Consider the following 25,084-nt stretch of genomic DNA (forward strand, 5'->3'; position numbering starts at 1 on the left):
TGTCTCCTCGTTCAGTCCAGCATCTCGGCCGCAACGGCGGTCGGTGCATCGGCCGGGTGTTCGGCCAGAGGCTCGAACTCGGTGATGTTGTCGATCTCGGTGCCCATCGCGATGTTGGTCACGCGCTCGAGCATCACTTCGATGACGACCGGCACGCTGAACTCGGCCATCAGCGCTTCGGCGCGCTGGATGGCCGGTGCGATCTCTTCCTGCTTGTTCACGCGGATCGCCTTGCAGCCCAGGCCTTCGACAACCTTGAGGTGGTCCACGCCGTAGCTGCTCTCGATGCCCGCATCGGGCCCTGCGTTGATGTTGTCGAACGCGAGCTGCACGCAGTAGTCCATCTCGAAGCCGCGCTGTGCCTGGCGGATCAAACCGAGGTACGAGTTGTTGACCACGATGTGGATGTAAGGCAGCTTGAACTGCGCACCCACTGCCAACTCTTCGATCATGAACTGGAAGTCGTAGTCGCCCGAGAGCGCAACGATCTTGCGCGAGGGGTCGGCGGCGCGCACGCCCAGTGCGGCGGGAATGGTCCAGCCCAGCGGGCCGGCCTGGCCGCAGTTGATCCAGTGGCGCGGGTTGTACACATGCAAAAACTGCGCAGCCGCAATCTGCGAGAGCCCGATGGTGCTCACGTAGCAGGTATCGTTGCTGAAGTTGTTGTTCATGCACTGGTACACGCGTTGCGGCTTCATCGGCACGTCGTCGAAGTTGGTCTTGCGCAGCATGGTCTTCTTGCGCTCGATGCACGATTTGGCCCACTCGCGGCGGTCGCGCAGCTTGCCGGCGGCCTTCATCTCCTCGGCCACGGCCACGAACTGCTCGAGCGCGGCCTTGGCGTCCGACACGATGCCGAAGTCGGGCGTGAACACGCGGCCGATCTGCGTGGGTTCGATGTCCACGTGCACGAATTTGCGGCCCTTGGTGTACACATCGACCGAACCCGTGTGGCGGTTGGCCCAGCGGTTTCCAATGCCCAGCACGAAGTCGCTCGCCAGCATGGTCGCGTTGCCGTAGCGGTGGCTGGTCTGCAGGCCGCACATGCCGGCCATCAGCGGATGGTCGTCGGGAATCGCGCCCCATCCCATCAAGGTGGGAATCACCGGCACGCCGGTGATCTCGGCAAAGCGCACGAGCAGGTCGGACGCATCGGCGTTGATGATGCCCCCGCCAGCCACGATCAGCGGGCGCTCGGCCGCCTGGAGCATGCCGATGGCCTTCTCGATCTGGGCGCGCGTGGCAGCGGGCTTGTAGGGAGTGAGCGGCTGGTAGGCGTCGATGTCGAATTCAATCTCGGCCATCTGCACGTCGAAGGGCAGGTCGACCAGCACCGGGCCGGGGCGCCCCGAGCGCATGAGGTGAAAGGCCTGCTGGAACACTTGCGGCACCTGGCCCGGCTCGCGCACGGTCACGGACCACTTGGTGACCGGCTTGGAGATCGACTCGATGTCGACCGCCTGGAAGTCTTCCTTGTAGAGCCGTGCGCGCGGCGCCTGGCCCGTGATGCAGAGGATGGGAATCGAATCGGCCCAGGCCGAATACAGGCCCGTGATCATGTCGGTGCCCGCGGGCCCCGAGGTGCCGATGCACACGCCGATGTTGCCGGCCACGGCGCGGGTGTAGCCCTCGGCCATGTGCGAGGCACCCTCGACGTGGCGCGCGAGGATGTGAGAAATGCTGCCGCGTTGGCGCAGCGCCGAATACATCGGGTTGATGGCCGCGCCGGGCACGCCGAAGGCCTGCGTTACGCCTTCTTTTTCCATTACCAGTACGGCGGCCTGGACCGCTTTCATCTTTGCCATGGGACTGTCTCCTTGAGTGGAGCCCACTGTAGAAAGCACAGGCCATTCGAAGAAGACGGCTGCGGACCATAAAGCCTATTCCAGATTGGAATAAGTGATTACGATGCCGACCATGGACAGATTGTTGGCAATGGAAATGTTCGTGCGCGTGGTCGAGACCGGCAGCTTCTCGAAAGCGGCGCTCGAGTTCCACACCACGCAGCCCACCGTCACCAAGCAGGTCGCGGCCACCGAGGCGCGGCTGAAGGTGCGGCTGCTCAACCGCAACACGCGCGGCGTGAGCCTGACCGAACCCGGCGCGCTGTACTACGAGAAGTGCAAGAACATCGTGCGAGAGGCCGAGGAGGCCGAAAGCATCGTGCAACTGCGGCAGAACCAGGCCCAGGGCCTCTTGCGCGTGGGAACCTCGGTGGCGTTCGGACGGCGGGTGGTGGTGCCGCTGGCGCTCGAGTACATGCGCCGGCATCCGCAGGTGCAGCTCGACCTGAGCTTCGAGGACCGCTATGTCGACCTGATTGCACAGGGCATCGACGTGGCCATCCGCATGGGCAAGCTGGCCGATTCGTCGCTGGGGGCACGCTACCTGGGCACCAACCCCTGGGCCATGGTAGCGGCGCCGGGCTACCTGAAGAAGCACGGCACGCCCAAGCGCGCGCAAGACCTGAGCGCGCACGTGGCGCTCATCTACAGCAGCGTGGTGGGCGACGAGTTCTGGCGCATGCACACGCCCAAGGGCGATCCGGTGACGGTGCCGGTCTCCGGGCGCTTTCGTTCGAACAACCTTTCCGCGGTGCTGGCCGCGGCGCGCGACGGCTTGGGCATTGCGCTCATGCCGCGCTACGTGGCGAGCGAATCGCTGGCCTCGGGCAAGGTGCTCGAAGTGCTTGGCGACCATAAGCTGCCCGAGCAGGAAATCCACGCCGTCTTTCCCTCGCCCAAGCTGGTGCCGGGCAAGGTGTCGGGCTTCGTGGCCTTTCTGCAGGGGCGGTTTGCCGAAGGGTGGTGGGGCGGCTGACTGCGCCCACCATCTTCTTCTTCAGGCCGGCACGAAGGCGCCGTGCAGGCCCAGAGGCAGCGTGTAGGGCAGCGTGGCCTGCGCCACCGGGCCGGCCGACAGCCTGTCGGCCGCAAAGCACGAGAGCAGCGTTTTCTGCTGCTCGAAGTCGAGCACGGTGCCCAGTACCCAGCCGGGCTTGGCCCCGTCGGGCACGAAGATGTGCTCTTCGACGATGGCCTGCCTGCCGTAGGCGTAGCGCTGGCTGCGGCCGGTCTCGACATTGGTGCGCGCCACCGCGGCAAAGCCGGGGCGGTCTGCCATGCCCTGTGTTGCATGGATCAGGTGGCGGTGGCGCAGGCCGACGCGGCGCGGATCGATGCGCGGAAACTCGGCGTCGAGCGCCAGCGCGTTCTGACTGGCGCGCCCGGTGCGCAGGTTCAGCGTGGCGACTGTCAGGTGCGGATCGGCTCGCTTCACCCATCGCCCGCGCATCACTTCGCGGTTGGTGGTGAACACGGGGTCGGGGTTGTCCGAGCGCATGTAGTCGATGTGGATCAGCGTGCCGCCGGGCGTGTCTTCTTCCCAGGCGTTGCCCACGTGAAAGAGAAAACCGGCCGGCAGCGTCAGCAGCTGGCGGCGGTCCCAGTCTTTCTTGTCGACCACCAGCACGCGCATTTCGAGTTCGGGCCGCCAGACATGCGCATCGAGAAAGCTCGCACCGGCTTCCTTGCGTTTGCCGTCGTACACCAGCGGCGGCATCAGAAAGACCAGGTGCCGTTCGGTCACCGCAAAGTCGTGAATCATCGGCAGGTCGGCCACCGGCGTGGCGCTTGCGCGGCGCAGCGCGCCGTCGGGCGCAATCTCGTAGAGCGCGAGCATGCTCTGGCCGGCGCTTACGCCGAAGTTCCACACGGTGCCGTCCGGATCGACCCTGGGGTGGGCCGAAAAGGGCATGCCCGCGAGATCGGGGCGCCAGGTTTTCACGCCCAGCGTTTCGAGCGTGCGCGCGTCCAGCCGCGTGGCCGAACCGCCTTCCCACAGCGCCAGCAGCTCGCCTTGCATCGGCAGCACGTTGATGTTGGCCACGTTGATGCTGTCCGGCGAGCTTGGCGGTTCGGCGCCCGGCGGCATGGTGCCGAAGCCTTCGGCCAGGCGGCGGCCGGCCCGCAGTTCGGCGGCGCGCTTGGGCGTGGCGACATAGCGGCCCTGGTGCCGCACGTCGGCCCCGTCGATCACGAAGCGGTGCACCATGCCGTCGCCGTCGAACCAGTGGCGGTAGCGCTGGCCGCCAAGGTCGTGCCCTGCGGGGCCGTTGCGAAACAGCGTGCCGGTAACGGCATCGGGAAAGCGGCCGTGCACCTTGGCGCGCGTGAGCGGCAGGTCGCCGGCCGGCGTGGCGAAGCCGGATTTCCACGGCGTGCCGGCGGCTTCGAATTCAGCCTGCCAGGCGTCCGGGCCGCTAGCGGCGCGGGCAAGCGTGGGCAGCAGGGGCAGGGCGCCGGCTGTGGCCAAGAGGCGCAGGAGTTCGCGTCGTTCCATGATGTGAACCTCAGCGCAGGTGAATGACGGTCTGCACGTCGGCTTCGACATTGAGCGCGGCGGCTTCGAAGTCGGGCGCGCCGCGGTTGCCCTTGGCGTCGTTCGAGAAGCCGTAGCGCTCGATGGGCATGCCCACGGGGTTGGTGTCGAGCTTGCCGTTGCCGTTCTCGTCGGCGAACACCCGCAGCGCATAGCGGCCGGGCGCCAGCCCGGTGAACCGGAGCTGGGCCGCGCCGCCGCGCAGCGGTGTGGTCTGCGCGGCGAGCGACTTGCTGCCGGAAAAGCCCGCGGCGCTGTCGTACAGCGCCACGTAGAGAGTGGCTTCGGCGGCAGGCCCGTCGGCCACGCTCAGGCTCAGGTCGGCGGCAAGCGCGCCCAGCGGCGCAAGAAGTGCGGCGGCGCACAAGGCGTGCGCGCCGCGCCGGTGCGAAAGGGCAAGAAAGTGCATGGGAGACCTCGTCTAGGAAGTTGGAGGTCCCGACGATCCCGCAGGCGCCGTGCGCTGCCCAGCGTCATGCGACGAAATGCGGCAGCGCCCGCGCCAGATGCACGCGGCAGGCGCAAGGCGCGCCCGCTTCGGCCGCTCCAGGCTGGCGGCGGTGCAGCGGCGTTCAGTTGCTCTTGTGGTCGTCGCCCGTGTTGGCGGAACCCGCGGCGGGCGGGTTCTCCCACTGGCCCGATTCGATGAACAGGCTCCACGCCGCCATGAAGAGCGCGGCAATCACCGGGCCCACCACGAAGCCGTTGATGCCGAAGATCGCCATGCCGCCGATGGTCGACATCAGCACGATGTAGTCGGGCATCTGTGTGTCCTTGCCCACCAGCACTGGCCGAAGGATGTTGTCGACCAGCCCGATCACGAACACGCCTACGAAGATCAGGATGCCGCCCTGCCAGAAGTGGCCCGTGGCAAGGAAGTAGATGGCCACCGGCCCCCAGATGAGCGCCGCGCCCACGGCCGGCAGCAGCGAGAGAAACGCCATCAGCACCGCCCACAGCAGCGCGCCCTGCACGCCCAGCATCCAGAACGCCAGCCCGCCGATGGCGCCTTGCGCTATGGCCACCGCCACGTTGCCCTTCACGGTGGCGCGGATCACGGTGGTGAACTTGTTGAGCAGGTAGTGCGTGTGCGGCTTGGCAAGGGGTACTGCTTCGCGCATGGTCTTGGAAAGCGCCGAGCCGTCGCGCACCAGGAAGTACAGCAGGTACAGCATCACGAAGAAGCTGATGAGGAAGTCGAAGGTGTTCTGGCCGATGGTGAGCGCCTGGCCGGCGATGAGCTGGCTGCCCTGCGCCGCGCCGGCGGAGATACGTTCCTGCCACGCTTCCATGTCGCCCAGGTTGAAGCGGTCGAAGATGCTCATCAGCCATTGCGGCATGGCGTTGAGGATCTGCTGGAAGTAGGCCGCGAAGTTGATCTGCCCCGAGCGGATGCTCTGCGTGACCTGCACGATCTCCTGCACCAGCGACACCCCGACCATGGCCAGCGGAAGAATCACGATGAACAGGCAGATGACCAGAGTCGACAGTGCCGCGACGTTGCGCTTGCCCGGCATTTTCTTGAGCAGCCACTTGTAGAGAGGCGTGAACAGGATGGCCAGCGCCACCCCCCACAGCACCGCGCCGAAGAAGGGCACCAGCACCCAGAGGAAGGCGACCGTGACGATGGCAAGCAGGGCGAGGAATACGCCGCGCTGGAGTTGGGGTGAGTTCATATGTGACTCGGACTGTAGCCGAGCCTGAACGCACGTTTATGTCGGTCGAAATGCCTAGTCGGCTAGCGCCTTGCGCGCGGCAGCGCCACCGGCGACAGGGTGGCGCGCAGGCGGGCCGGCGCGTCGGGGCCGGCGGTGGTGTCTACCTCGAGCGAACGCTCGACATTGCCGATGTGGTCGATCATCAGCTTGCGCGCCGTGGCGGTGTCGCCGGCCTCCAGCGCGGCGACGATGGCGCCGTGCTCCGCGCAGGACTGCCCGGCCTCATGCTTCGACTGGTAGAGCGTGGCAGCCAGCGTGGTGCGGGCCGTGAGGTCGCGCAGCACGTCGACCAGCAGCTGGTGCCCCATCTGCTCGGCCAGGCACACGTGAAAGTCGGCCAGCAGGAAGGCGCGCGTGGCGGCATCGGCCCCCTCGATGGCGCGCCGCTCGTCGGCAATGTGGTCGCGCAGCTTGCGTATGGCCTTTTGCAGCGGCCGGCCCTCGCTTTCGGCCAGGATGCCCGCCTCCACGATGCGGCGCGCCGAAAAAGCGTCGCGCGCTTCCTCGGCCGAGGGCTCCACCACATACCAGCCGCGGCGCGACTGCACCTCGACGAAGCCGCGCGCCTGCAGCTGCATGAGCGCCTCGCGCACCATGGTCCGGCTGACCGCGAAGTTCTCGGCCAGCGCCTGCTCGCCGAGCCGCTCGCCCGGCGCGAGCTTCTGCGCCAGGATGGCCTCGACCACCCGCTCGGCAATGGAGGTGGGATTGACGTTGTCGGCAGCCATCGGTTTCAGCGGCTGCCGGCGCCCGCGCCAAGCGGTACCACCGGCAGTTCAGGTTCGGCCAGCGGTTCGTCGTCGGGGGCGTAGGTGCCGTTGAGCACGGCGTGGGCCCGCTCGCGGTCGATGTCGCCCTCCCAGGCTGCCACGGCCACGGTGGCCACGCAGTTGCCGATCAGGTTGCCCAGCGCGCGGGCAATGCCCATGAACCAGTCGACCGAAAGCACCAGCACCAGCCCGATGGCCGGGATGGCCGGAATCGCGTGCAGCGTGGCGGCCAGCACCACGATGGCCGAGCCCGGCACGCCGTGCGCGCCCTTCGAAGTGACCAGCGCAATCGCCAGGATGGTCAGCAGGTCGGCCATCGAGATCGGCGTGTTGGTGGCTTGTGCAATGAACACCGCAGCCAGCGTGATGTAGATCGAAAACGCGTCCAGGTTGAACGAGTAGCCCGTGGGAATCACCAGGCCCACGGTCGAATCGCGAATGCCCATGCGGCGCAGCTTGGCCATGATTTGCGGCAGCACGCTGTCCGACGAGGTGGTGGCGAACACGATGGCGAGCTCTTCGCGCAGGTAGCGCAGCAGCTTGAAGAGGCTGAACCCCGACATGCGCATCACCAGCCCGAGCACCACGAAAACGAACACCAGCACCGCGCCGTAGAAGAGGGCGACCAGCATGCCCAGCTGCTTGAGCGAGCCGATGCCGTATTTGCCCACGGTGAAGGCAATGGCGCCCAGCACGCCGAGCGGCGCCAGCTTGATGATGATGCCCATGATCTTGAACAGCACCAGCGACAGCGAGTCCACCACCGCGCTCACCGGCTTGCCGCGCTCGCCCAGCAAAGACAGCGCGCAGCCGAACAGCACCGCGAACAGCAGCACCTGCAGCACGTCGCCCGTGGCAAAGGCGTTGACCACCGTGGTGGGAATCAGCTTCATCAGAAACTCGACCGTGCCGCCGCTGGTGAGCTTGTCGGCGTTCGAGGCATAGGCGCTCATGGCGGCGGCGTCGAGCTTGCCCGGGTCCACGTTCATACCCACACCCGGCTCGAACACAAAGGCCAGCACCAGCCCCATGGCCAGCGCAATGGTGGTCAGCACCTCGAAGTAGATTAGCGCCTTCACGCCGACCCGCCCCACGCGCTTCAGGTCGCCCGCGCCGGCAATGCCGTGCACCACCACGCAGAACACCAGCACCGGGATGATCATCTTGATCAGCTTGATGAAGCCGTCGCCAAGCGGCTTGAGCTTGACGGCGAACTCCGGCACGAAGAGGCCGGCCAGCACGCCGAGCACCAGCGCGACGACGACCTGGCCGAAGAGGGATTTGACGAAGCGGGGCATGGAGGAACCTTCCATTGGGTTGAATGCAAGATTGGGGAAATCTTGTATGCAAGCAATGTAGGCAAGAATGCGCCGCAGTGCAGCAGGGTATTCCCGGGCCCGGAGGTTCAGGGCTTCGGTATCAGCGGTGAAGAGGGCACTGACGGCGGCGGGCGCTGCGGGTAGACCGAAGTGCCGAAGGTATTGCCCATGCGATGGCCGGTTGCCGCGCGGTTGAACAGGCCAAGCTGGTTCGAAGGGCGCTGGGTGATGGCTTCGGACGCCATGCCCGGCGGTGCGTCGCCGGCCGTGCGTGCCGGGGCTGCGGGACGCAGCTTCTGTGTGAGGCAGGCATAGGAAGGGGTGCGTTCGCCGTTGACCGTCACTTCGACGCAACTGTCTGCGCCGGCATTCTCTACCGGCGATGCCGCCTGCACCGGTGCCTGCGCCGCCGCGTTATCGCAAACGACGCACACCGCGAGCACCGCAACACCGTATAAAAAGTTCACGCGCATCTGCTCGCCTCCATCGCCGGGAACCCGGCAGTCTAGGCCGCATGCAAGTCAGGTGAAAGACGGCCGCCGCCGCATGCCGAGGCGGCCGCGTGCAAGCCGCGGCGTGCAAACCAAACGTCACAGTTCGGTCATGCGCGCCGGATAGGCTCGTTCGCATGCTTCCCAAGGCCGCAAGGCGGACGGCCGAATCTTCCAAGACTTCCTCGCTGCTGATTTCCGCCAAATGACACGTACTTCCGCACCGGGCGGTGCCCTGACACTGTCCTGGTGCCTTGTCATGGCGCTGATGATGGGCGCGCGGCTCGCTGCCGCGCAGGCAGATCAAGGCGCCGCCGCGATGCGGTTCGACCTGCCGGCCCAGCCGCTGGAAATTTCCCTTTCCGTCTTCGGCCGCATCACCGGGCATTCGGTGCTCGTTGCCAGCAGTCTCACGGCCGGTCGCGAGGCTGCCGCGGTGCACGGCGACTTCACACCTCGCGAGGCATTGCAGCAAATGCTCGCCGGCACGGGCCTGGTGGCGCGCTACACCGGCGCCGACGCCTTCACGCTGGTAGCCGTTCCGGCCGCACTGCCGGCAGGCGATCAGGCACCGAAGGCCGAAGGCGCCTTCACCGAAGCAGCCCGCGCCCACGACGGCTATGCGGCGGTGCTGCAGGCCTCGATCACACGCGTGCTCTGCATCGCGCAGCCCGACGCTTTCGGCCGCTATCGCCTCGGCATCCAGCTGTGGATCGACCCTGTCGGCGATGTGAGCGACGCCCGCGTGCTCCAGGGGAGCGGCCTGGCGCCGCGCGATGCGGCCGTGCTCGCGAGCTTGCGCGCCATGGCATTGGATGCACCGCCGCCGCCAGGCATGGCGCAGCCCATCACCATTCTCCTGACGCCGCGCGCCGATCCCGCGCGCGACTGCCGCCGCTACCGCGCTGCGGGCGCCGGCTGAGGGCAGGCCTCGAACATGCCCGATTCGATCAAGACCGCCCTGCGTGCGCTGTTTCTCGCGCGTTATGCGCAGTTCAGGAAGCACCTGCAGATCCGGCTCGGCTCGGAAGACCTGGCCAACGACGCGCTGCAGGAGGCCTACCTGCGCGTGGAAAGCACCAACGTGCGCAGCGCGGTGCGCTATCCGTCTGCCTATCTGTTCCGCATTGCGCTCAACGTGGCGGAAGACCAGCGCAAGAGCAATTCGCGGCTGCTGAGCGTGGGCGAGGTCGAGGCGCTCTACGACATGGCCGACGAGATGGCCGACCCGGCACGCGGCGCCGAGGCCCGCAATGAGTTGGAGGCGCTGGAGCGTGCGCTGGCCGAGCTGCCGCGCCGCCGCCGCGCCATTGTGCTGGCCGCGCGCGTGGACGAGATGCCGCACAAGGACATTGCCGCGCGCTACGGCGTGTCGGCGCGCACGGTCGAGAAAGAACTGCGCGCCGGCCTGGAGCATTGCTGCGAGCGGCTGGGAAGAGATTTTGTCCAGCGCTTCGGTCCCGGTGCCGGAAAACAGTCTAAGCGTGATGGCAGCTGAACAACCCGAAAAATCCGCCGAGGCCGAGGACATGATCACCTTGCAACGCGAAGCGCAGGCCTGGGTCGTGCGGCTCGGATCGCACCAGGTGACGGAAGAGGACGCTCGCGCTTTTCGCCTCTGGTGCGCGCAGAGCCGCGCGCATGCAAGCGCCTTCGCCCAGGCGCGCGAAGTCTGGAAAGCCATGGCGCCGGCCGCGCTGCGCGTGCGCCGGCAGGAACAGCGCGGCGCCGGCGGGCGCACGCCGGTCGCGGGTCGCCGCGCACTGCTCGGCGGGGCCGTGGCGGCTTCGGTCACTTATCTTGCGGTGTCGCCGCCCCTCGGGCTGTGGGCTCCGGCTGCGGAATGGGGCGCCGACTATCGCACCGGCACTGGCGAGCAGCGCGAGGTGGCCATGGCCGATGGCGCGGTGCTGCAGATGAATACGCAGACGCGCGTCAACCTGCAGCCCGCAACCGGCGGCGAAGGCATCGAATTGCTGGCGGGCGAGGCCGAGGTCCTGACCGGCGGCTCATCGGTGGCGCGCGTCACGGTGTCTGCCGCGGGTGGCACCGTGTCTGCTGTGCGGGCGCGGTTCAATATTCGCAACCTCGACGGCGAGGTGTGCGTCACCTGCCTTGCGGGCCAGGTCGACGTAATTCGAGGTGAGCGCCAGGTGCGGCTCGACGAAGGCCGGCAATTGCGCTACGGCGCTGCGGGGTTGGGGTTGTCCGCACCGGTGGACACGGGGCCCGTCAGTGCATGGCGGCGCCGGCAGCTGGTGTTCAACGAAGTGCCGCTGGCCGACGTGGTGGCCGAGGTCAACCGCTACCGGCGTGGCCGGCTGGTGCTTACCAGCGAGGCCCTGGGCCGCAGCAGGGTGCAGGCCAGCTTCTCGATCGACCGGCTCGACGACGTGGCCTTCCTGGTGCGCGACGTGTATGGCGCAGAGCTCACGCAGCTGCCGGGCGGCATTGTGCTGCTGGGCCTGGCAAAGGCATGAGCCCGGCTCGGCTTGTATGAAGATTTCGTGACATGGTGCAGTCGCGGTGGGGCTTCGCTGTCATAGCTCGGTAGACCACGGGCCGTCCGACTTGCGGGCGAGCTTCGTGGCAGCGATCGAGCAATGAAGCAACACGAACCCATGGAAGTCCGCATGCAACGCAGCAGCACGGTGTCCCGGCGCAACACGAATCCGTCTTTCTCCTTTCCGAAGGCCCGGCTCACGCCACTGGTGCATGCCATCGTGCTGATGCTGTCCGCCGGCGCCACGGCCACCGGGGCGCATGCGCAGCAAGCCTTCAGCGGCGCGTGGATGGCGCAGAAGAACATGGCGCAGAACGCCGTCATTGCCACCGGCCGGCTGCCCAACGGCATGCCCGCATCGGCGCTGACCAGCCCGCAGGCGCAGCAGCAGCGCGCAAACGAGCAACTGCAGCGCTCCATCGGCAACCTGAACCTTGCGGCACGCAACATTGCGGCGCAGCAGGCCGCGCAGGAAGCCGCGCGGCGCACGGCGCTCGCGAGCGGGCAGAGCGTGCCGGACGGCCTGGCAGAGGGCGGCCTGCAGGTCGACACCGCGAGCCTCACGGCGGGCTGGGCGAATGCGAATGCGCCGGTGCAGACACACGCCGACGGCCGCACGCAGGTCACGGTCACGCAGACCGGCGAGCGCGCAATCCTGAACTGGGAAACCTTCAACGTCGGGCGCAACACCACGCTCCGGTTCGAGCAGCAGCCGAGCTGGGCGGTGCTCAACCGCGTCAACGACCCGAAGGCACGTCCCTCGCAGATCCAGGGGCAGATCCAGGCAGACGGCACGGTGATGGTCGTCAACCGCAACGGCATCGTGTTCAGCGGCAGCAGCCAGGTGAACACACGCAACCTGCTGGCCTCGGCCGTGGGCATGACGGATGCGCAGTTCAATCGCGGCATCTACAGCCAGGCGCTTGGCACGGGCCATGTGCCCACGCTGGCCAATGACCTGGTGGTGACTGCTACAGACTCGTCGAACGGCAATGCCACCGCCGACGTGATCGTCGAGGCGGGCGCGCGCATCGAGACGCGCAAGCCGCAATCCGTGACCGAGGGTGGCGGCTACGTGTTGCTCGCAGGGCGCGAGGCACACAACCGGGGCACCATCGTCACGCCGGGCGGCCAGACCACGCTGGCGGCGGGCGACAGCTTCGTGATCCGCAAGGGGTTGGGCACCGACGGCAACCTGCAGTCGAGCACGCGCGGCAACGAAGTGATCGTGGCGCGCAACGAGGGCAGCAGCGCCGGCCGTGTTTCGAACACGGGCCTCATCCAGGCGCTGACCGGCGACATCACCCTGACCGGGCACACGGTCGAGCAAGCGGGCGTGCTGGTGTCGAGCACCAGTGTGAACACGCGCGGTACGCTGCACCTGAGCGCGGCCGGCGATGCGGATGCGCGCGTCACGCTGGCGCCCGGCAGCGTCAGCGCGGTGCTGCTCGACGAGAGCAACGCCACCGCACTCGACGTGCAGCGCGACACGCTCGTGAAGGAGTCGGTCGTCCTTTCGGACGGCGCCTACAACCGGCGCGACCAGTCGCTGGTGCAGATTGCCTCCAGCGGCAACGTCGCGTTCGACGCCGACTCGATGACGCTGGCAACCGGCGGGCAGGTCAATGTGAATGCGGCGCGCCGCATCCAGCTGGCCGAGCGCGCAGCCATCGACGTCGCGGGCGCGGTGGGCGTGCGCGTGGCCATGGCGTCGAACAACGTCGAGGTCAATGTCCAAGGCAACGAGCAGCGCGATGCACCGGGCAACCGCGACAGCAAGAACCTCAACAATGCCAATCTCTGGATCGACCGCCGCTACCTGGTGCGCGTGCCCGCCGGCACCAACGGCTATGCCACCGACCGCTGGTACACGGGCGGCGGACTGCTCGAGGTCAGCGGCTACCTGAACACCGGCGGCCATGGCATCGGCGAGTGGGCGGCCTCGGGCGGTACCGTGGCCTTCGGCGGCGGCGAACTCGTGGCGCGCGCCGGCTCGGCCATCAACGTCTCGGGCGGCTCGCTCGATGTGCAGACCGGCATGCTCAAGCAGAGCTGGCTCAAGGGCAGGGACGGCCGGCTCTACAACCTGTCGAGCGCGCCCGGCGACATGCTCTACGACGGCGTGTACCGCGGCTTCGAGAGCCCGCACGAGCGCTGGGGCAAGAACACCACCGAGTTCTTCTACAACCCGCTGATCGCCCCGCGAGAGCGGCTCGAGAACGGCTACACCGTGGGCCGCGACGCGGGCCGAGTGATCGTCGGCACGCAGTCGGCGGTGCTCGAAGGGCATATCGAGGCCACGGTGTTCCAGGGCAACCGCCAGCGCAACGCGCCGGATGCGGGGCTCGACGGCTACCGGCAGTCCCAGGCGGCGGCGCCGCGCGCGGGCCAGCTCGTCATCGGCCAGGTGCAGCCGGCACTCGATGGCGCCACCGGCACGCTGCGCGACAGCCCGCAGGCGGTGGCCGAGCGCATCGACATCGGCGCGGTGCAGCGCATTGCGCACGGCCTGCAGCTCGACGGCGCGCTGCCCGCCGAGCTCGAAGGGAAGATCGGTATCGATGCGGACTGGCTCAACGGCTTGCGCCTGGGCGGCTTCAGGGCCTATGCGCAGGGCAGCATCAACGTCGACGCCGATTTGGCCGTGGGCCACGGCGGCAGCATCGCGCTGCATGCGACGCAGGTCGACGTCGACGCAAACCTGTCTGCGCGCGGCGGCAGCATTGCACTGGGCAACATGGTCGGCCGCCTGCAGGCCGGCAGCACCACCAACTGGATCGACCAGCCCGTTGCCGCAACGCCGCCCGAAGGCTACACGCCGGGCGTGACGGTGGCCCGAGGCGTCACGCTCGACACGCGCGGCCTGTGGACCAACCTGCGCACCGATCCGACGGACATCGGTGGCCTGCCGTACATGAACGGCGGCAGCGTTTCGATTGCCAGCACCGGCGACGTGCGGCTGCACGCCGGCTCGGTGATCGACACCTCCTCGGGCGCTGCCCTGATGGCGGACGCTTCGATGCAGGGCGGCCGCGGCGGCGACATCACGCTGCGCTCAAACCAGTACGACAGCACCGGTCGCGGCGCGGGCGCGCTGCTGCTCGACGGCGAGCTGCGCGGCCACGGCGTGAAGGGCGGCGGAACGCTGACGGTCGACACCGGCATCGGCATTGCGATCGGCGGCGGCCTGCTCGCCCATGCGGGCCGGCTCTCGGCAGGCGAGGCGGTGCCGGTGCACCTCACGCTGGCCGAGGCCTTCACCATTCCGGCGGGCACCGTGCTGCCGCAGGATTTCAGCTACATCGCGAACACCGTGGCGCCGGGCGAGGCGCTGCGCGTGGCACCGATGTTCACGGCCACGCGCAGCTACACGCTCGCGGCCGACTGGGTGGTGCCGGCCGCGACAGTGGCCTGGGAATACGTGTACGTCTACGCCAAGAATGGCACCTTGTACCCAACCGGCAGCACCGTGCCTGCGGGCACCGAACTGGTCAACATCAACGGCAAGATGGCGCCCGGCTATGTGGTGCCCGCCGATGCGTTCCCCAACGGCATGCCCGTACCAGACTACACCGCCACGGTGGCCGCGGGCACACCGTTCAGCCGCGAGGTGGTGCTGGGCGAGGGCGCGCTGCTGCTGGCCGGCAACCGGCTGCCGACCGACGTGGCGGTCAAGCCGCTGCTGGTGCTCGACGACAGCTTGTTCCGCAGTGGCTTCTCGCGTTATTCCGTGACTGCGCAGCAGGGGGTGCAGGTAGCCAACGGTGCGCGCATCGACGTGGCCATGCCCGTGCTGCGCGCGGACCCCGCCGCGGCCCTTGCCACGGCGACCGGCGCCGATCCGTCGGCGGTGTTGCAGCCCTGGCTGCCGCCGCTGTGGCAGGAAGATCCGCGCAAGGGCGTGCTGACGCAGCGCGCCGGTGCCGATCTGGCGCTCGCTGCGGGCTCGGTCTACAGCCAGGCGCCACTGGTGGTGGGGCACGGCGCGACGATCTCGGTCGACCCGGGCCGCTCGCTCACGCTCACAGGCAACGGGCAGATCACCATCGACGGCACGCTCAACGCCTGGGGCGGCCGCATCGGCGTGCTGCCGGGCGCCTTCGGCACCGGCAACGACGCCAACCGGCCGTCCGGGGATGCCAGCGCCACGTCGATCTGGATCGGCGACGACGCGGTGCTCGACGCCGCGGGCCGCGCGACCACCGCGGTGGATTCGCGCGGGCGCCGCTACGGTCATGTGGGCGAGGGCGGGCGCATCGAGATCGGCGCGGCGCATGTCGCCGGCGCGCGCGAGGTCGATGCGGCCGACGCCTTCGTGGTGCTGCGGCCCGGCGCGCGGCTCGATGCCTCGGGCGCTTCCGCGCGGCTCGAGCTGCCGGGGCGCGGAGAGATCGACGTGGCCACCGACGGCGGCGTGATCGCGCTGAGTTCGTACCGCGGCCTGTTCCTCGACGGCGACATGCGCGCTGCGGCCGGCGGTGCGGGCGCGGCGGGCGGCACGCTGGCGCTGAACCTCGAAACGCCGAACTACGGCCCGGTCGCCAACCAGACCTTCCTGGGCATCAACGTCGACGACGCGGTGCGCGTGGCGCGCGAGCTGGTGCTCGCGCAGGTGCAAGGCGACAGCGGCCTTTCTGCCAGCCTCGCGCCCGGCGAGCGCGAGGCTGCGCTGGCGTACGGCCGCGCACGCATCGGCGTGGACCGCATCGGCGCGGGCGGCTTCGACAACCTCTCGCTCATGGCCAACGGCCTCGTGAGCTTCGACGGCAACGTCGACCTGCGCCTGGGCCAGAGCCTGCATCTCACGGCCAGCGCGATCGCCCTGGGCGAAGACAGCGCCGCGGGCACCCAGGTGCGCCTGGCCGCGCCCTCCATCCGGCTGGCCGGCAGCACGCGCATGCAGGCCGACAACCACATCATGCCCAACCCGGTGCGCGGCTCGCAGAACGGCGGCTCGGGTGCCGGCGCACTCGGCCTGCCGCTGGTGGCCGAGGGCTCGGGCCTGACGCTCGACGCGCAGCTGATCGACATCGTCGGCCAGGTCAACATGGGCGCGCGCGGCAGCATCGTGCAGAACGCGGGCGATCCGCTCGTGGTCGAGCGCGACGCCTTCGACCGCATCGTGATGCGCGCTGGCGGCGACCTTCGCCTGTCGCAGGCGGCAGCGTTCTACACGCCCGGCAGCCTCCGGCTCGCGGCCTCGCAGATCTACCCCGCCATGAACGACAGCGGCAGCTTCGTGGTGGGCGAGCGCGGTGCGTTCAACGAATACGGCACGCTGCAGCGCGAGTTCGACCCGGCGCGCAGCCTCGACATCGAACGCATCGATCCGTCAGCGCCGCTGCCCGCGCAGCCGTACTCGGTGTTCGGCCGCCTGAGCTTTGCCGCGGCCACCGTGAACCAGGGCGGCGTGGTGCGCGCGCCGCTGGGCGAGATCGTGCTCGGCGCGGTCGCGGCCCCGGTGCTCTCGGGAGAGATCAACCTGCTGCCCGGCAGCGTCACCTCAGTGAGCGCCAACGGCCTCACCATGCCCTACGGCGGCACGCTCGACGGGCTGAGCTACGTGCACGACGGCAAGGACGTGGCGTGGAAGGGCGTCGGCAACGACCCCTCGGTCACGCTGGCCGCGCACGCGGTGAACGTGCAGCAGGGCGCCAGCATCGACCTGAGCGGCGGCGGCGAGCTCACGGGCGCCGCATTCCTCGTGGGCCGCGGCGGCTCGACCGACGCGCGCCTCAATCCGCTGGTGCAGACCAGCGCGCGCGGCAGCTTTACCTTGCCGGGCCTGGCCACCAACCCGGTGTACGCCATCGTGCCCGGCGCGCAGGCCGGCTACGCGCCGCTGGTCAACGAGCACGGCGCGGGCGATCCGGCGCTGGGCCGGCAGATCACCATCGGTGCGGGCGTGCCGGGCTTGCCCGCCGGCACCTACACGCTGCTGCCTTCGACCTTCGCACTGCTGCCCGGCGCCTTCCGCGTCGAGCTCAACGGCCTGGCGCCGAACCTGCCGCCCGCGGGCGTGACGGTGCCCATGCGCAACGGCTCCTATGCGGCCGCGGCGCAGTTCGGCACCGCAGGCACGGCCATCCGCGACGCGCTGCCGACCCAGGTCTTCCTGACACCGGCCGACACGCTGCGCAGCTATTCGCAATACAACGAGACCAGCTACGCCAGCTTTGCGATCGCGCAGGCCGAGCGCAACGGCGTGCCGCGGCCGCTGCTCGAGCGCGATGCCAAGACGCTGCGCTTCGACTTGGCCGCGCCCGAGCGGCTCGGTGCCATCGGCGACGCGCCCGCACTGCGCTTTGCGGGCCAGGTGGACTACACGCTGGCGGCCGGCGGCTTCGGCGGCAGCGCGCTGCTGGTCGGCGGCTACCGTAGGAACTACGAAGTGCTGGCGGACGGCGCTGAGCCCACGCCGGACTTCGAGGGGGTGTCGGTGCACGCGAGCGCACTCAACGCGCTGGGCGCGCCGCGCCTGGGCATCGGCGGCCTGCCGAGCGTGGTCTATGTGGACCACACCGGCAGTTCGCAGCGCGCCAACATCGCGCGCTTCCTCACGGGCGCCGGCAGCATCGTGCTGCGCGAAGGCGCGGTGCTGCGTGCCGGCGAGGTCTACCTCGTCACCAATACCAAGGCCGGCGGCATCGTGGTCGAGCAGGGCGTGGGCATCAACACGCTGGGCCGCGGCCGCGCGGCCTGGGATTCGCGCGACGGCTTCGTCTATGCACCGGGCACGGCCAGCGTGCTCGCGGTGTCGAACGGCTGGCTCGACCTGCTGGCTCCGGAATTCAGCAACTCGCCCGACGAAGGCGCGGGCCGCATCGACATCGGCGCCTGCGCCACCGGCTCGCTGTGCCAGGGCATCACCCAGCTCTATTCCGAAGGCACCATCGCGGCCTCGACCGACCAGAGCTTCGAGCTGCGCGACGCGGCGCGCTACGGCACGCGCAACCTCGTGCTGTCGGTGGGCGGCATCAACGTCGGCAGCGAAGCCGCGCTGGCCGATGCGGCGGCGCGCAACGCGCTGCCGCCGGGCCTTACGCTGAACCAGGGCATCCTCGACCGGCTGCTGCGCGGCGACACATCGAACGGCGCGCCCGCGCTCGAGAACCTGGTGCTGACCGCGCGCGACGCCGTCAACTTCCACGACTCGGTCGAGCTCTCGACCATCGACCCGGCCACCGGCCGCTCGTCGCTCGAACGGCTGGTGCTCGGCGCGCCCGCCATCTATGGCGCAGGCGATGCCGACGCACTCGCGCGCATCCACACCGGCATCCTGGTGTGGAACGGCGCCACCACGCCGCCGGGCCTGGTGGCCGCGGGCGGTGCGGGCACGGGCAGCGGCCGGCTGCAGATCGATGCCGACCAGATCGAGTTCGGCTACGGCCCGGGCAGCCGGCCCGACACCATCCACGGCATGGACCGGCTGATCCTCGGCTTTGGCGACGTGGTGTTCAACGCCAGCGAGCGCATCACGGCCAACCACACGGGCTCGCTCTCGGTCTACCAGTCGCAGGGCGCCTGGGACGATGCGTTGAAGGGTTACGCCTTCACCGGCGGCAACCTGCGCATCCAGACGCCGCTGCTGACCGGCCGGGCCGGCTCGGTCAACCGGATCAAGGCCGGCGGCGACATCGTGCTCACGGCGCCGGACGGCGCTGAGGCGCCCGCGCTCTCGGGCCAGTCGCTGGCCGAGGCGCTCGGCGCCGAGATCGGCCTCGACGCCGGCGGCAACCTCACGCTCGCCAGCCGCATCGCGCTGCCGAGCGGCAAGCTCACGGCCTCGGCCGGGCGCGACCTGCGGCTCGAGGACGGCGCGCAGCTCGACCTCGCGGGCCGCCGCATCGACTTCTTCGACGTGCCCAAGTACAGCTGGGGCGGCGACGCGATCCTCGAAAGCCGCGGCGGCGACGTGCGGCAATCGGCCGGCTCGCGCATCGACCTGTCGGCCGAGCAGAACCGCGCGGGCAAGCTCACGGTGCTGGCACTGGGCGAAGGCGCCGGCACCGTTGCGTTGCACGGCACCATCGCGGGCGCGAGCAGCGGTGGCTACGACGCGGGCGGCACGCACGTGCCCTACGCAGCCGGCGGCGCCGACATCCGCGGCCAGCACATCGACGACTTCGCGGGGCTGAACCGTCGCCTCACCGAAGGCGGCGTCATCGGCAGCCGCAGCTTCCAGCTCAAGCAGGGCGACTTGGCGGTGGGCGACGAACTGCGGGCGCGCGAGATCAGCGTGTCGGTCGACGGCGGCCGGCTGGCCGTCAACGGCACCGTCGACGCGAGCGGTGCGCAGGCCGGCAGCATCCGCCTGGCCGCACGCGACGGCGTCACCATCGGCGGCGCAGCCGTGCTCGACGCGCACAGCCGCGTGCTGCGCACCGACAGCTACGGCCAGGTGATCGAGGCGCCCAACCGCGCCGTGATCGAAATCGACGCGGGCAGCGGCCGCCTCGTGCTGGAGAGCGGCGCGCGCATGGACGTGCGCGCCGGCACCGACGGCACGCCGCAGGCACTGGGCACGGTCGAACTCAGCGCGCAGCGCCTGGGCGGCGCGCGCGGCAACGACATTGCCATCGACGCGGGCGGCCAGGTGCGCATCGACGGCGCGCGCAGCGTCACCGTCAACGGCTTCTGGACCTACAAGGACGCCGAACCCGGTACTGACGCCACGGCCGACGGCCGTCCCTACCAGGTGGTGAACCAGGCCTATCTCGACGCCAAGCACGCGGACAGCGTTGCCTTCATGGGCAACGTGCGAGGCAACGGCGATCTGATGGACACCCGGCTCGCGGGGCTGCGGGCCTACGGCGACGCCTTCCACCTGCGCCCCGGCGTGGTCATCACGAGCGCCACGCCCGACGGCGACCTGCACATCGACGGCGACATCGACCTGTCGGGCCACCGCTATGCGAGCGTGAATCCGCACACGCAGCAGACCGGCGTGCACGGCTCGGGCGAAGCGGGCGCGCTGGTGCTGCGCGCCGGCGGCAACCTCAACGTGTACGGCAGCATCACCGACGGCTTCGACACCTCGGTGCTGCAACCGACGCCGAGCGACCGCGGCTGGGTGCTCATCAAGGGCCGCGTGCCCTGGGGCGGCGACGTGGTGGTGCCGCGCGGCGAGACGGTCGAGCTGGCCGAGGGCACCTTCTTCCAGCCCGGCCGCACGCTCAACTACGCGTTGCCGATGCAGGCCATGAGCCTGCGCGCCGGCACCGTGCTGGCCACCACCACCACGCTGGCCGAAGACTACGTGCTGCCCGCGGGCACTGTGCTTGGCGGCGCGGTGCGCGACGCATTGGGCAACGTGCTGCATGCGGCCGGTACCGTGCTGGCCACGGCCGTGACGCTGCAAAGCGGCATGAAGCTCGACGCCGGCAATCGCCTGGCGAGCGGCGCGCGCGTCGCGGCCATGACCTGGCCGGCGGGCGTGCCGCTGCCGTTCCCGGTCGGTGCCATCAACGACACGCCGAGTCCCGATTACGACGGCGACGGTTTGCCCGACCAGCCGGCCAACGGCGTGATCCTGGCCGGTTCGCTCAAGCTGCCCAAGGGCGCCGTGGTGCCGGCCGAAACCCTGGTGAAGCTGCCGGGCGACGTCGACTTCGTCAGCCTGCGTCCGGTCGGCGCGGGCGGCGACCAGGGCCGCAACCTGGCGCTCGCGCCGATGTTGGCCGAAGGCTCGCAGTCTTGGTCGATGCGGCTCGTGGCCGGTGCCGACACCGGCGCCGCGGACACCCGCGCGCTGCGTGCGCGCCATGCCAATGGCCAGCTGCTGCTGGCCGACACGCACTACGGCATGGGCAGCGGCCTCGCGCTGCAGCTGCCGACACCGGGCGTGGCCGGGCAGTTCTACTGGATGGGCAATTCGCTCAACGTCATCGGCCATGCGCCGGGCACGCTCATCAACCTCGACGAATGGGGCGGTGAAGAGGCGGTGCTGGAGCTCAACAATGCCGGCCTCGGCAATCTCGTGACCTGGGCGCCCGAAGGCGAGCAGCCCAAGACCGTGCCGCTGCCGGCCACGCAGCAGCTCTTCAGCGTGCTGCGCACCGGCACCGGCGACCTCGACCTGCTCGCGGGCGGTGATTTCACGATGAGCTCGCCCTACGGTGTGTACACCGCAGGCACGCAAGCCCGCGGCGTTGCCGCGGCCTACAACCTGCCGCGCGCCCGGGTCGGCGACACCGTGCTCGGCCCCGACGGCGCGGCCTACGAGCCCTTCGTCGACGGCGGTGCGCAAAGCCTCTACCGCGCCTGGTACCCGGAGCACGGCGGCAACGTGCTGGTGCGCGCGCAGGGCGACGTGCGCGGCGACCTGATCGGCCGGCCAAGCAACCAGACGCGCACCGACGCAATCGGCGTCATCCGCCCGATGGGCGCGAGCACCGACGTGGGCAACTGGCTATGGCGCCAGGGCACCGGCAGCGCGGTGGCCGGCAGCGAGGGCGTGCCCACCGCATGGTGGATCAACTTCGGCAGCTACGTGCCCGGCCCCTCCACCGCCTACGACCTGTTCGGCACCGTGCCGTTCATGACGGGCTTTACCGGCATCGGCACCCTCGGCGGCGGCAACCTCGTGCTCGAGGCTGGCGGCAACGCAGGCATGCTGACGCAGCGGATGGACCAAGCCGGCAACTTCGTGCCGCGCAGCACCGGCCTCAACCTGGTGGTGGGCAGCACCGGCCGCGTCTCGGCCGATGGCGGGCAACTCACGCTCACCGGTGGCGGCGACCTGGACGTGCGCATCGGCGGCGGCCTCAATCCGGTGGCCGAGCTGCGTGCGTTCCCCAACAACACCGAGATCACGCCGCAGACCACCTACCAGGGCGCGCGCCCCGACCTCAACAGCACCTTCGTCAACCTGCGCGGCGCGTTGCGCATGCAGGCCGGCTCGGTCGGCGGCATCGAGCTGCGCTTCGACCGCGCCGACCCCGAGGAATCGCGCGCCTACGAGGTCTACACCGCCACCTCGTCGATCGCGGGCGGCGGGCCCATGCTGGTGCCCGGCGATGCCGCGGTGCAGATCGACGCGCGCGGCGACCTGGTGCTGGGCGGCGTGGCCGATGCCGGCCGCGTGGCGCAGTTCAACAACGGCACGCCGTTCGTGGGCGAAGGCGTGCAGCGCCCGGGCGACGGCTACAGCTGGTTCTCGCTGTGGACCCCGGCCAGCGGCATCGACCTGTTCAGCGCGGGCGGCAACCTTGCGCCGTCGAGCGCCATCGCCGGCTACCGCGATCGCAGCGACGCCCAGCCGACCGACGGCCGCTTCGTCGTGCCTTCGATGTTCAGCGCGGTCGCGGCCAGCGGCAGCCTCTACTACGGCAACTCGATCACCGGTGCCATCGACGGCTCCAACAACAACAAGCCGATCCAGCCGGGCACCGGCGTCATGCTGGCGCCGCCGCCGGCGGGGCCGCAATTCGCCCACTCGGGCGCGGGCCGGCTCGAACTGATCGCGGGCGACTCGATCTATGCCGGCGGCTACAGCTTCACGCAGTCGGGCGCCGACCCGGCCGGCCTGCCGAGCCCGTTCAACCCGGGCTTCAGCGGCAGCCTGGAGCAAACCTGGTTCGGCATGCGCAAGCTCAGCAACGTGAGCCCCGATGCACTCGCGCCCACCGTCTTTCTCAACTCCTTCCGGCCAAGCGAAGGCAGCCAGGTCTACCCGCTGTTCAGCCTCGGGTCGCCGAGCGTGTCGGGCCACAGCGTGCCGAGCCAGCAGCCGGCGCGCTTCTACGCGCTCGAGGGCGACCTGATCGGCGTGCGCACGGGCGCCGTCGTCTACCGTGGCCGGGGCGGCAGCATCGGTGTGCCCGGCGAGTTGCCCACCTGGTACGAAGGCGGTGGCCCGGTGGCGCTGCGCGCGGGGCGCGACATCGTCAACGCCGGTACCGGCCTGGGCGAGTACGAGGAGGTACCCATCGGCGCGCTCGGCTGGACCACGCAGATCAACCGCGCCGATGCCAGCGCGCCGCTGCAGCCGATTGCGGTCGAACTCGGCAGCGCGCGCGGCAACCTGATCGTGCACAACAACCCGGACGACGTCTCGGTGGTGTCCGCCGGGCGCGACGTGCGCTACAGCAGCTTCTACGTGGCGGGCCCCGGCCTGCTCGAAGTGACGGCCGGACGCGACCTTTACATGGCCGACAAGGCCGAACTCAAGAGCATCGGCGCGGTCGCGAAGAACGCCGCGCCGGGCGAGCGCAGCGGCGGCGCGGGCATTGCGGTGGCCGCGGGCGTGGGCGCCCGGGGGCTCGACTTCTCGGCCTTTGCGGCGCGCTACCTCGACCCCGCCAACCTGGCCGACGCGGGCCGGCCGCTGGCCGACCAGCCCGGCCGTGCCGTGGCGGTGTACAGCGGCCGCCTCACGCTCGCGCAATGGCTGCGCGAACAGTTCGGCTATGGCGGCGACGAGGCCGGTGCGCCGGCCTACCTGGCGGGCAAGCAGGCCGAGATCGACCGCGCACGCGCCGCCGTCGCCGAAGGCAGCGGCGCACCGGCGCGCGACCTGCAGCGCGAGTACGGCCAGCGCAGCCAGCTGCACCTGGTCAACTGGCTCGAGGAGCGCTTTGGCGACGGCAAGCGCAACGGCCTGGGCCTGCGCTTCGACGCCGCCTCGATGGACGCGCGCGCCTTCTTCGCGGCGTTGCCGGCCGAGCAGCAGCGCGCCTTCCTGCGCCCGGTGTACTACGCCGAACTCAAGGCCGCCGGCCGCGAGTACAACGCCGCGGGCGGACCGCGCGAGGGCAGCTACCTGCGCGGGCGCGAAGCCATCGCCACGCTGTTCCCGACGCACGACGCGCAAGGCAGGGCGACCGACTACCAGGGCGACCTGACGATGTTCAGCAGCGCGCTCTACTACGAGGACCGCGTGAACGCAGTGCCCACGACGCGGCCGAAGCCTGGGGTGAAGTACATCACCGAGGCGGAGTGGATCGCCCTCGGCCGGCCCGCGTACGAGACGCCGCACTACCAGGTGCAAGACGCGGGCATCCACACCAACTTCGGCGGCGACATCCGCGTCATGGTGCCGGGCGGGCGCACGCTGGTGGGCGTGGATGGCGGCTTCGTGCCGGGCGAGGGCTCGGGCGTGCTCACGCAGGGCACGGGCGACATCGAGATCTTCTCGAACGGCAGCATCCTGCTGGGCCAGAGCCGGGTCTTCACCACCTTCGGCGGCAACATCCTCGCGTGGTCCGCGCAGGGCGACATCAACGCGGGCCGCGGCTCCAAGTCGACCGTGGTCTACACGCCGCAGCGGCGCGTGTACGACGAACTGGGCGCGGTGACGCTGTCGCCGACCACGCCCAACACGGGCGCGGGCATCGCCACGCTGAACCCGGTGCCCGAGGTGCCGCCGGGCGACATCGACCTGATCGCGCCGCTGGGCACCATCGATGCGGGCGAGGCCGGCATCCGCGTCTCGGGCAACGTGAACCTGGCGGCGCTGCGCGTGGTGAACGCGGAGAACATCCAGGTGCAGGGCGAGGCCACGGGCATACCGGTGGTGGCGGCGGTGAACGTTGGCGCGCTTTCCAACGCCAGCGCGGCGGCGTCGCAGGCCGCGACCGCCGCGCAGGAGGCGGTGCAGCGCGAGCGCGCGGCTCAGCGGCAGGCGCTGCCCTCGGTGTTCACGGTGCGCGTGCTGGGCTTCGGAAACGAAGGCGCGGGCGGCGCCGGGGAGGGCGGCAACAGCAGCGCGGCGCCCCCGCGGGACTCGCGCGCGGCCTACGACCCGCAGGGCGTGGTGCAGGTGCTCGGCGCCGGCACGCTCACGGCCGCACAGAAGCAGGCGCTGACCCCGGGCGAACGCGGGGGGCTCGAACGCTGAGCCACCGGCGCCGCGAGCCCCGCGATTCGAGGCCTCCCCGCAAGGGAGGCCTTTTTTCTTGAT

12 protein-coding genes are annotated in these 25,084 nt (G+C 69.8%); 5 read left to right on the forward strand and 7 right to left on the reverse strand.

What is annotated here, in order from left to right; all coding sequences use genetic code 11:
• Nucleotides 1–11 precede the first annotated feature (11 nt).
• On the reverse strand, nucleotides 12–1,805 hold the full coding sequence (gene gcl / locus V9L21_RS20545) for a glyoxylate carboligase (RefSeq protein WP_337314765.1): 1,794 nt from the start codon (nucleotides 1,803–1,805) through the stop codon (nucleotides 12–14).
• Nucleotides 1,806–1,917: 112 nt separating this feature from the next.
• Here gcl and V9L21_RS20550 point away from each other — a divergent pair, with 112 nt between their 5' ends.
• Nucleotides 1,918–2,820 (forward strand): LysR family transcriptional regulator, encoded by a 903-nt coding sequence (locus V9L21_RS20550; RefSeq protein ID WP_337314766.1) that lies wholly within the window; start codon nucleotides 1,918–1,920, stop codon nucleotides 2,818–2,820.
• 21 nt (nucleotides 2,821–2,841) lie between these two features.
• On the opposite strand, the gene V9L21_RS20555 is transcribed toward V9L21_RS20550, so the two are convergent.
• The 6 genes from V9L21_RS20555 to V9L21_RS20580 all read right to left on the reverse strand — a co-directional run bounded on the left by V9L21_RS20555 (nucleotide 2,842) and on the right by V9L21_RS20580 (nucleotide 8,654).
• Nucleotides 2,842–4,341: a carotenoid oxygenase family protein gene (locus V9L21_RS20555; protein ID WP_337314767.1), complete on the reverse strand. Its 1,500-nt coding sequence runs from the start codon at nucleotides 4,339–4,341 to the stop codon at nucleotides 2,842–2,844.
• Nucleotides 4,342–4,351: 10 nt separating this feature from the next.
• Nucleotides 4,352–4,789 carry a DUF2141 domain-containing protein gene (locus tag V9L21_RS20560; RefSeq protein ID WP_337314768.1) on the reverse strand — a complete coding sequence of 146 codons (438 nt, stop codon included), beginning with the start codon at nucleotides 4,787–4,789 and terminating at the stop codon, nucleotides 4,352–4,354.
• Nucleotides 4,790–4,952: 163 nt separating this feature from the next.
• Nucleotides 4,953–6,056 carry an AI-2E family transporter gene (locus tag V9L21_RS20565; RefSeq protein ID WP_337314769.1) on the reverse strand — a complete coding sequence of 368 codons (1,104 nt, stop codon included), beginning with the start codon at nucleotides 6,054–6,056 and terminating at the stop codon, nucleotides 4,953–4,955.
• A 62-nt stretch (nucleotides 6,057–6,118) separates the two neighbouring features.
• The gene (locus V9L21_RS20570) at nucleotides 6,119–6,826 is read right to left on the reverse strand and encodes a GntR family transcriptional regulator (RefSeq protein ID WP_337314770.1); all 708 of its coding nucleotides are present in this window, start codon (nucleotides 6,824–6,826) and stop codon (nucleotides 6,119–6,121) included.
• A 5-nt stretch (nucleotides 6,827–6,831) separates the two neighbouring features.
• On the reverse strand, nucleotides 6,832–8,166 hold the full coding sequence (locus V9L21_RS20575; protein ID WP_337314771.1) for a C4-dicarboxylate transporter DctA: 1,335 nt from the start codon (nucleotides 8,164–8,166) through the stop codon (nucleotides 6,832–6,834).
• Between the two features lie 107 nt (nucleotides 8,167–8,273).
• Nucleotides 8,274–8,654 (reverse strand): hypothetical protein, encoded by a 381-nt coding sequence (locus V9L21_RS20580; protein WP_337314772.1) that lies wholly within the window; start codon nucleotides 8,652–8,654, stop codon nucleotides 8,274–8,276.
• Between the two features lie 229 nt (nucleotides 8,655–8,883).
• Between V9L21_RS20580 and V9L21_RS20585 the strand changes: the two genes are divergently transcribed.
• The 4 genes from V9L21_RS20585 to V9L21_RS20600 all read left to right on the forward strand — a co-directional run bounded on the left by V9L21_RS20585 (nucleotide 8,884) and on the right by V9L21_RS20600 (nucleotide 25,021).
• Entirely contained in the window at nucleotides 8,884–9,600 is a 717-nt protein-coding gene (locus V9L21_RS20585) for a TonB family protein (RefSeq protein ID WP_337314773.1), read from the forward strand.
• A gap of 15 nt (nucleotides 9,601–9,615) precedes the next feature.
• Nucleotides 9,616–10,176 (forward strand): RNA polymerase sigma factor, encoded by a 561-nt coding sequence (locus V9L21_RS20590; RefSeq protein WP_337314774.1) that lies wholly within the window; start codon nucleotides 9,616–9,618, stop codon nucleotides 10,174–10,176.
• A complete protein-coding gene (locus tag V9L21_RS20595; protein ID WP_337314775.1) occupies nucleotides 10,166–11,158 on the forward strand; it encodes a FecR family protein in 993 nt (330 codons plus the stop codon). The genes V9L21_RS20590 and V9L21_RS20595 overlap by 11 nt, the downstream gene beginning before the upstream one ends.
• Nucleotides 11,159–11,311: 153 nt before the next feature.
• Entirely contained in the window at nucleotides 11,312–25,021 is a 13,710-nt protein-coding gene (locus V9L21_RS20600) for a filamentous haemagglutinin family protein (protein ID WP_337314776.1), read from the forward strand.
• Nucleotides 25,022–25,084: the final 63 nt, after the last annotated feature.

It is taken from the genome of Variovorax sp. CCNWLW235 (genome assembly GCF_037204085.1).
Lineage (GTDB): Bacteria > Pseudomonadota > Gammaproteobacteria > Burkholderiales > Burkholderiaceae_C > Variovorax.

Excerpts from the sequence above, each read along its gene's own strand:
- gcl (WP_337314765.1), bottom strand. The coding sequence starts at position 1,805 with ATGGCAAAGATGAAAGCGGTCCAGGCCGCCGTACTGGTAATGGAAAAA.
- V9L21_RS20550 (WP_337314766.1), top strand. The coding sequence starts at position 1,918 with ATGGACAGATTGTTGGCAATGGAAATGTTCGTGCGCGTGGTCGAGACC.
- V9L21_RS20555 (WP_337314767.1), bottom strand. The coding sequence starts at position 4,341 with ATGGAACGACGCGAACTCCTGCGCCTCTTGGCCACAGCCGGCGCCCTG.
- V9L21_RS20560 (WP_337314768.1), bottom strand. The coding sequence starts at position 4,789 with ATGCACTTTCTTGCCCTTTCGCACCGGCGCGGCGCGCACGCCTTGTGC.
- V9L21_RS20565 (WP_337314769.1), bottom strand. The coding sequence starts at position 6,056 with ATGAACTCACCCCAACTCCAGCGCGGCGTATTCCTCGCCCTGCTTGCC.
- V9L21_RS20570 (WP_337314770.1), bottom strand. The coding sequence starts at position 6,826 with ATGGCTGCCGACAACGTCAATCCCACCTCCATTGCCGAGCGGGTGGTC.
- V9L21_RS20575 (WP_337314771.1), bottom strand. The coding sequence starts at position 8,166 with ATGCCCCGCTTCGTCAAATCCCTCTTCGGCCAGGTCGTCGTCGCGCTG.
- V9L21_RS20585 (WP_337314773.1), top strand. The coding sequence starts at position 8,884 with ATGACACGTACTTCCGCACCGGGCGGTGCCCTGACACTGTCCTGGTGC.
- V9L21_RS20590 (WP_337314774.1), top strand. The coding sequence starts at position 9,616 with ATGCCCGATTCGATCAAGACCGCCCTGCGTGCGCTGTTTCTCGCGCGT.
- V9L21_RS20595 (WP_337314775.1), top strand. The coding sequence starts at position 10,166 with ATGGCAGCTGAACAACCCGAAAAATCCGCCGAGGCCGAGGACATGATC.
- V9L21_RS20600 (WP_337314776.1), top strand. The coding sequence starts at position 11,312 with ATGCAACGCAGCAGCACGGTGTCCCGGCGCAACACGAATCCGTCTTTC.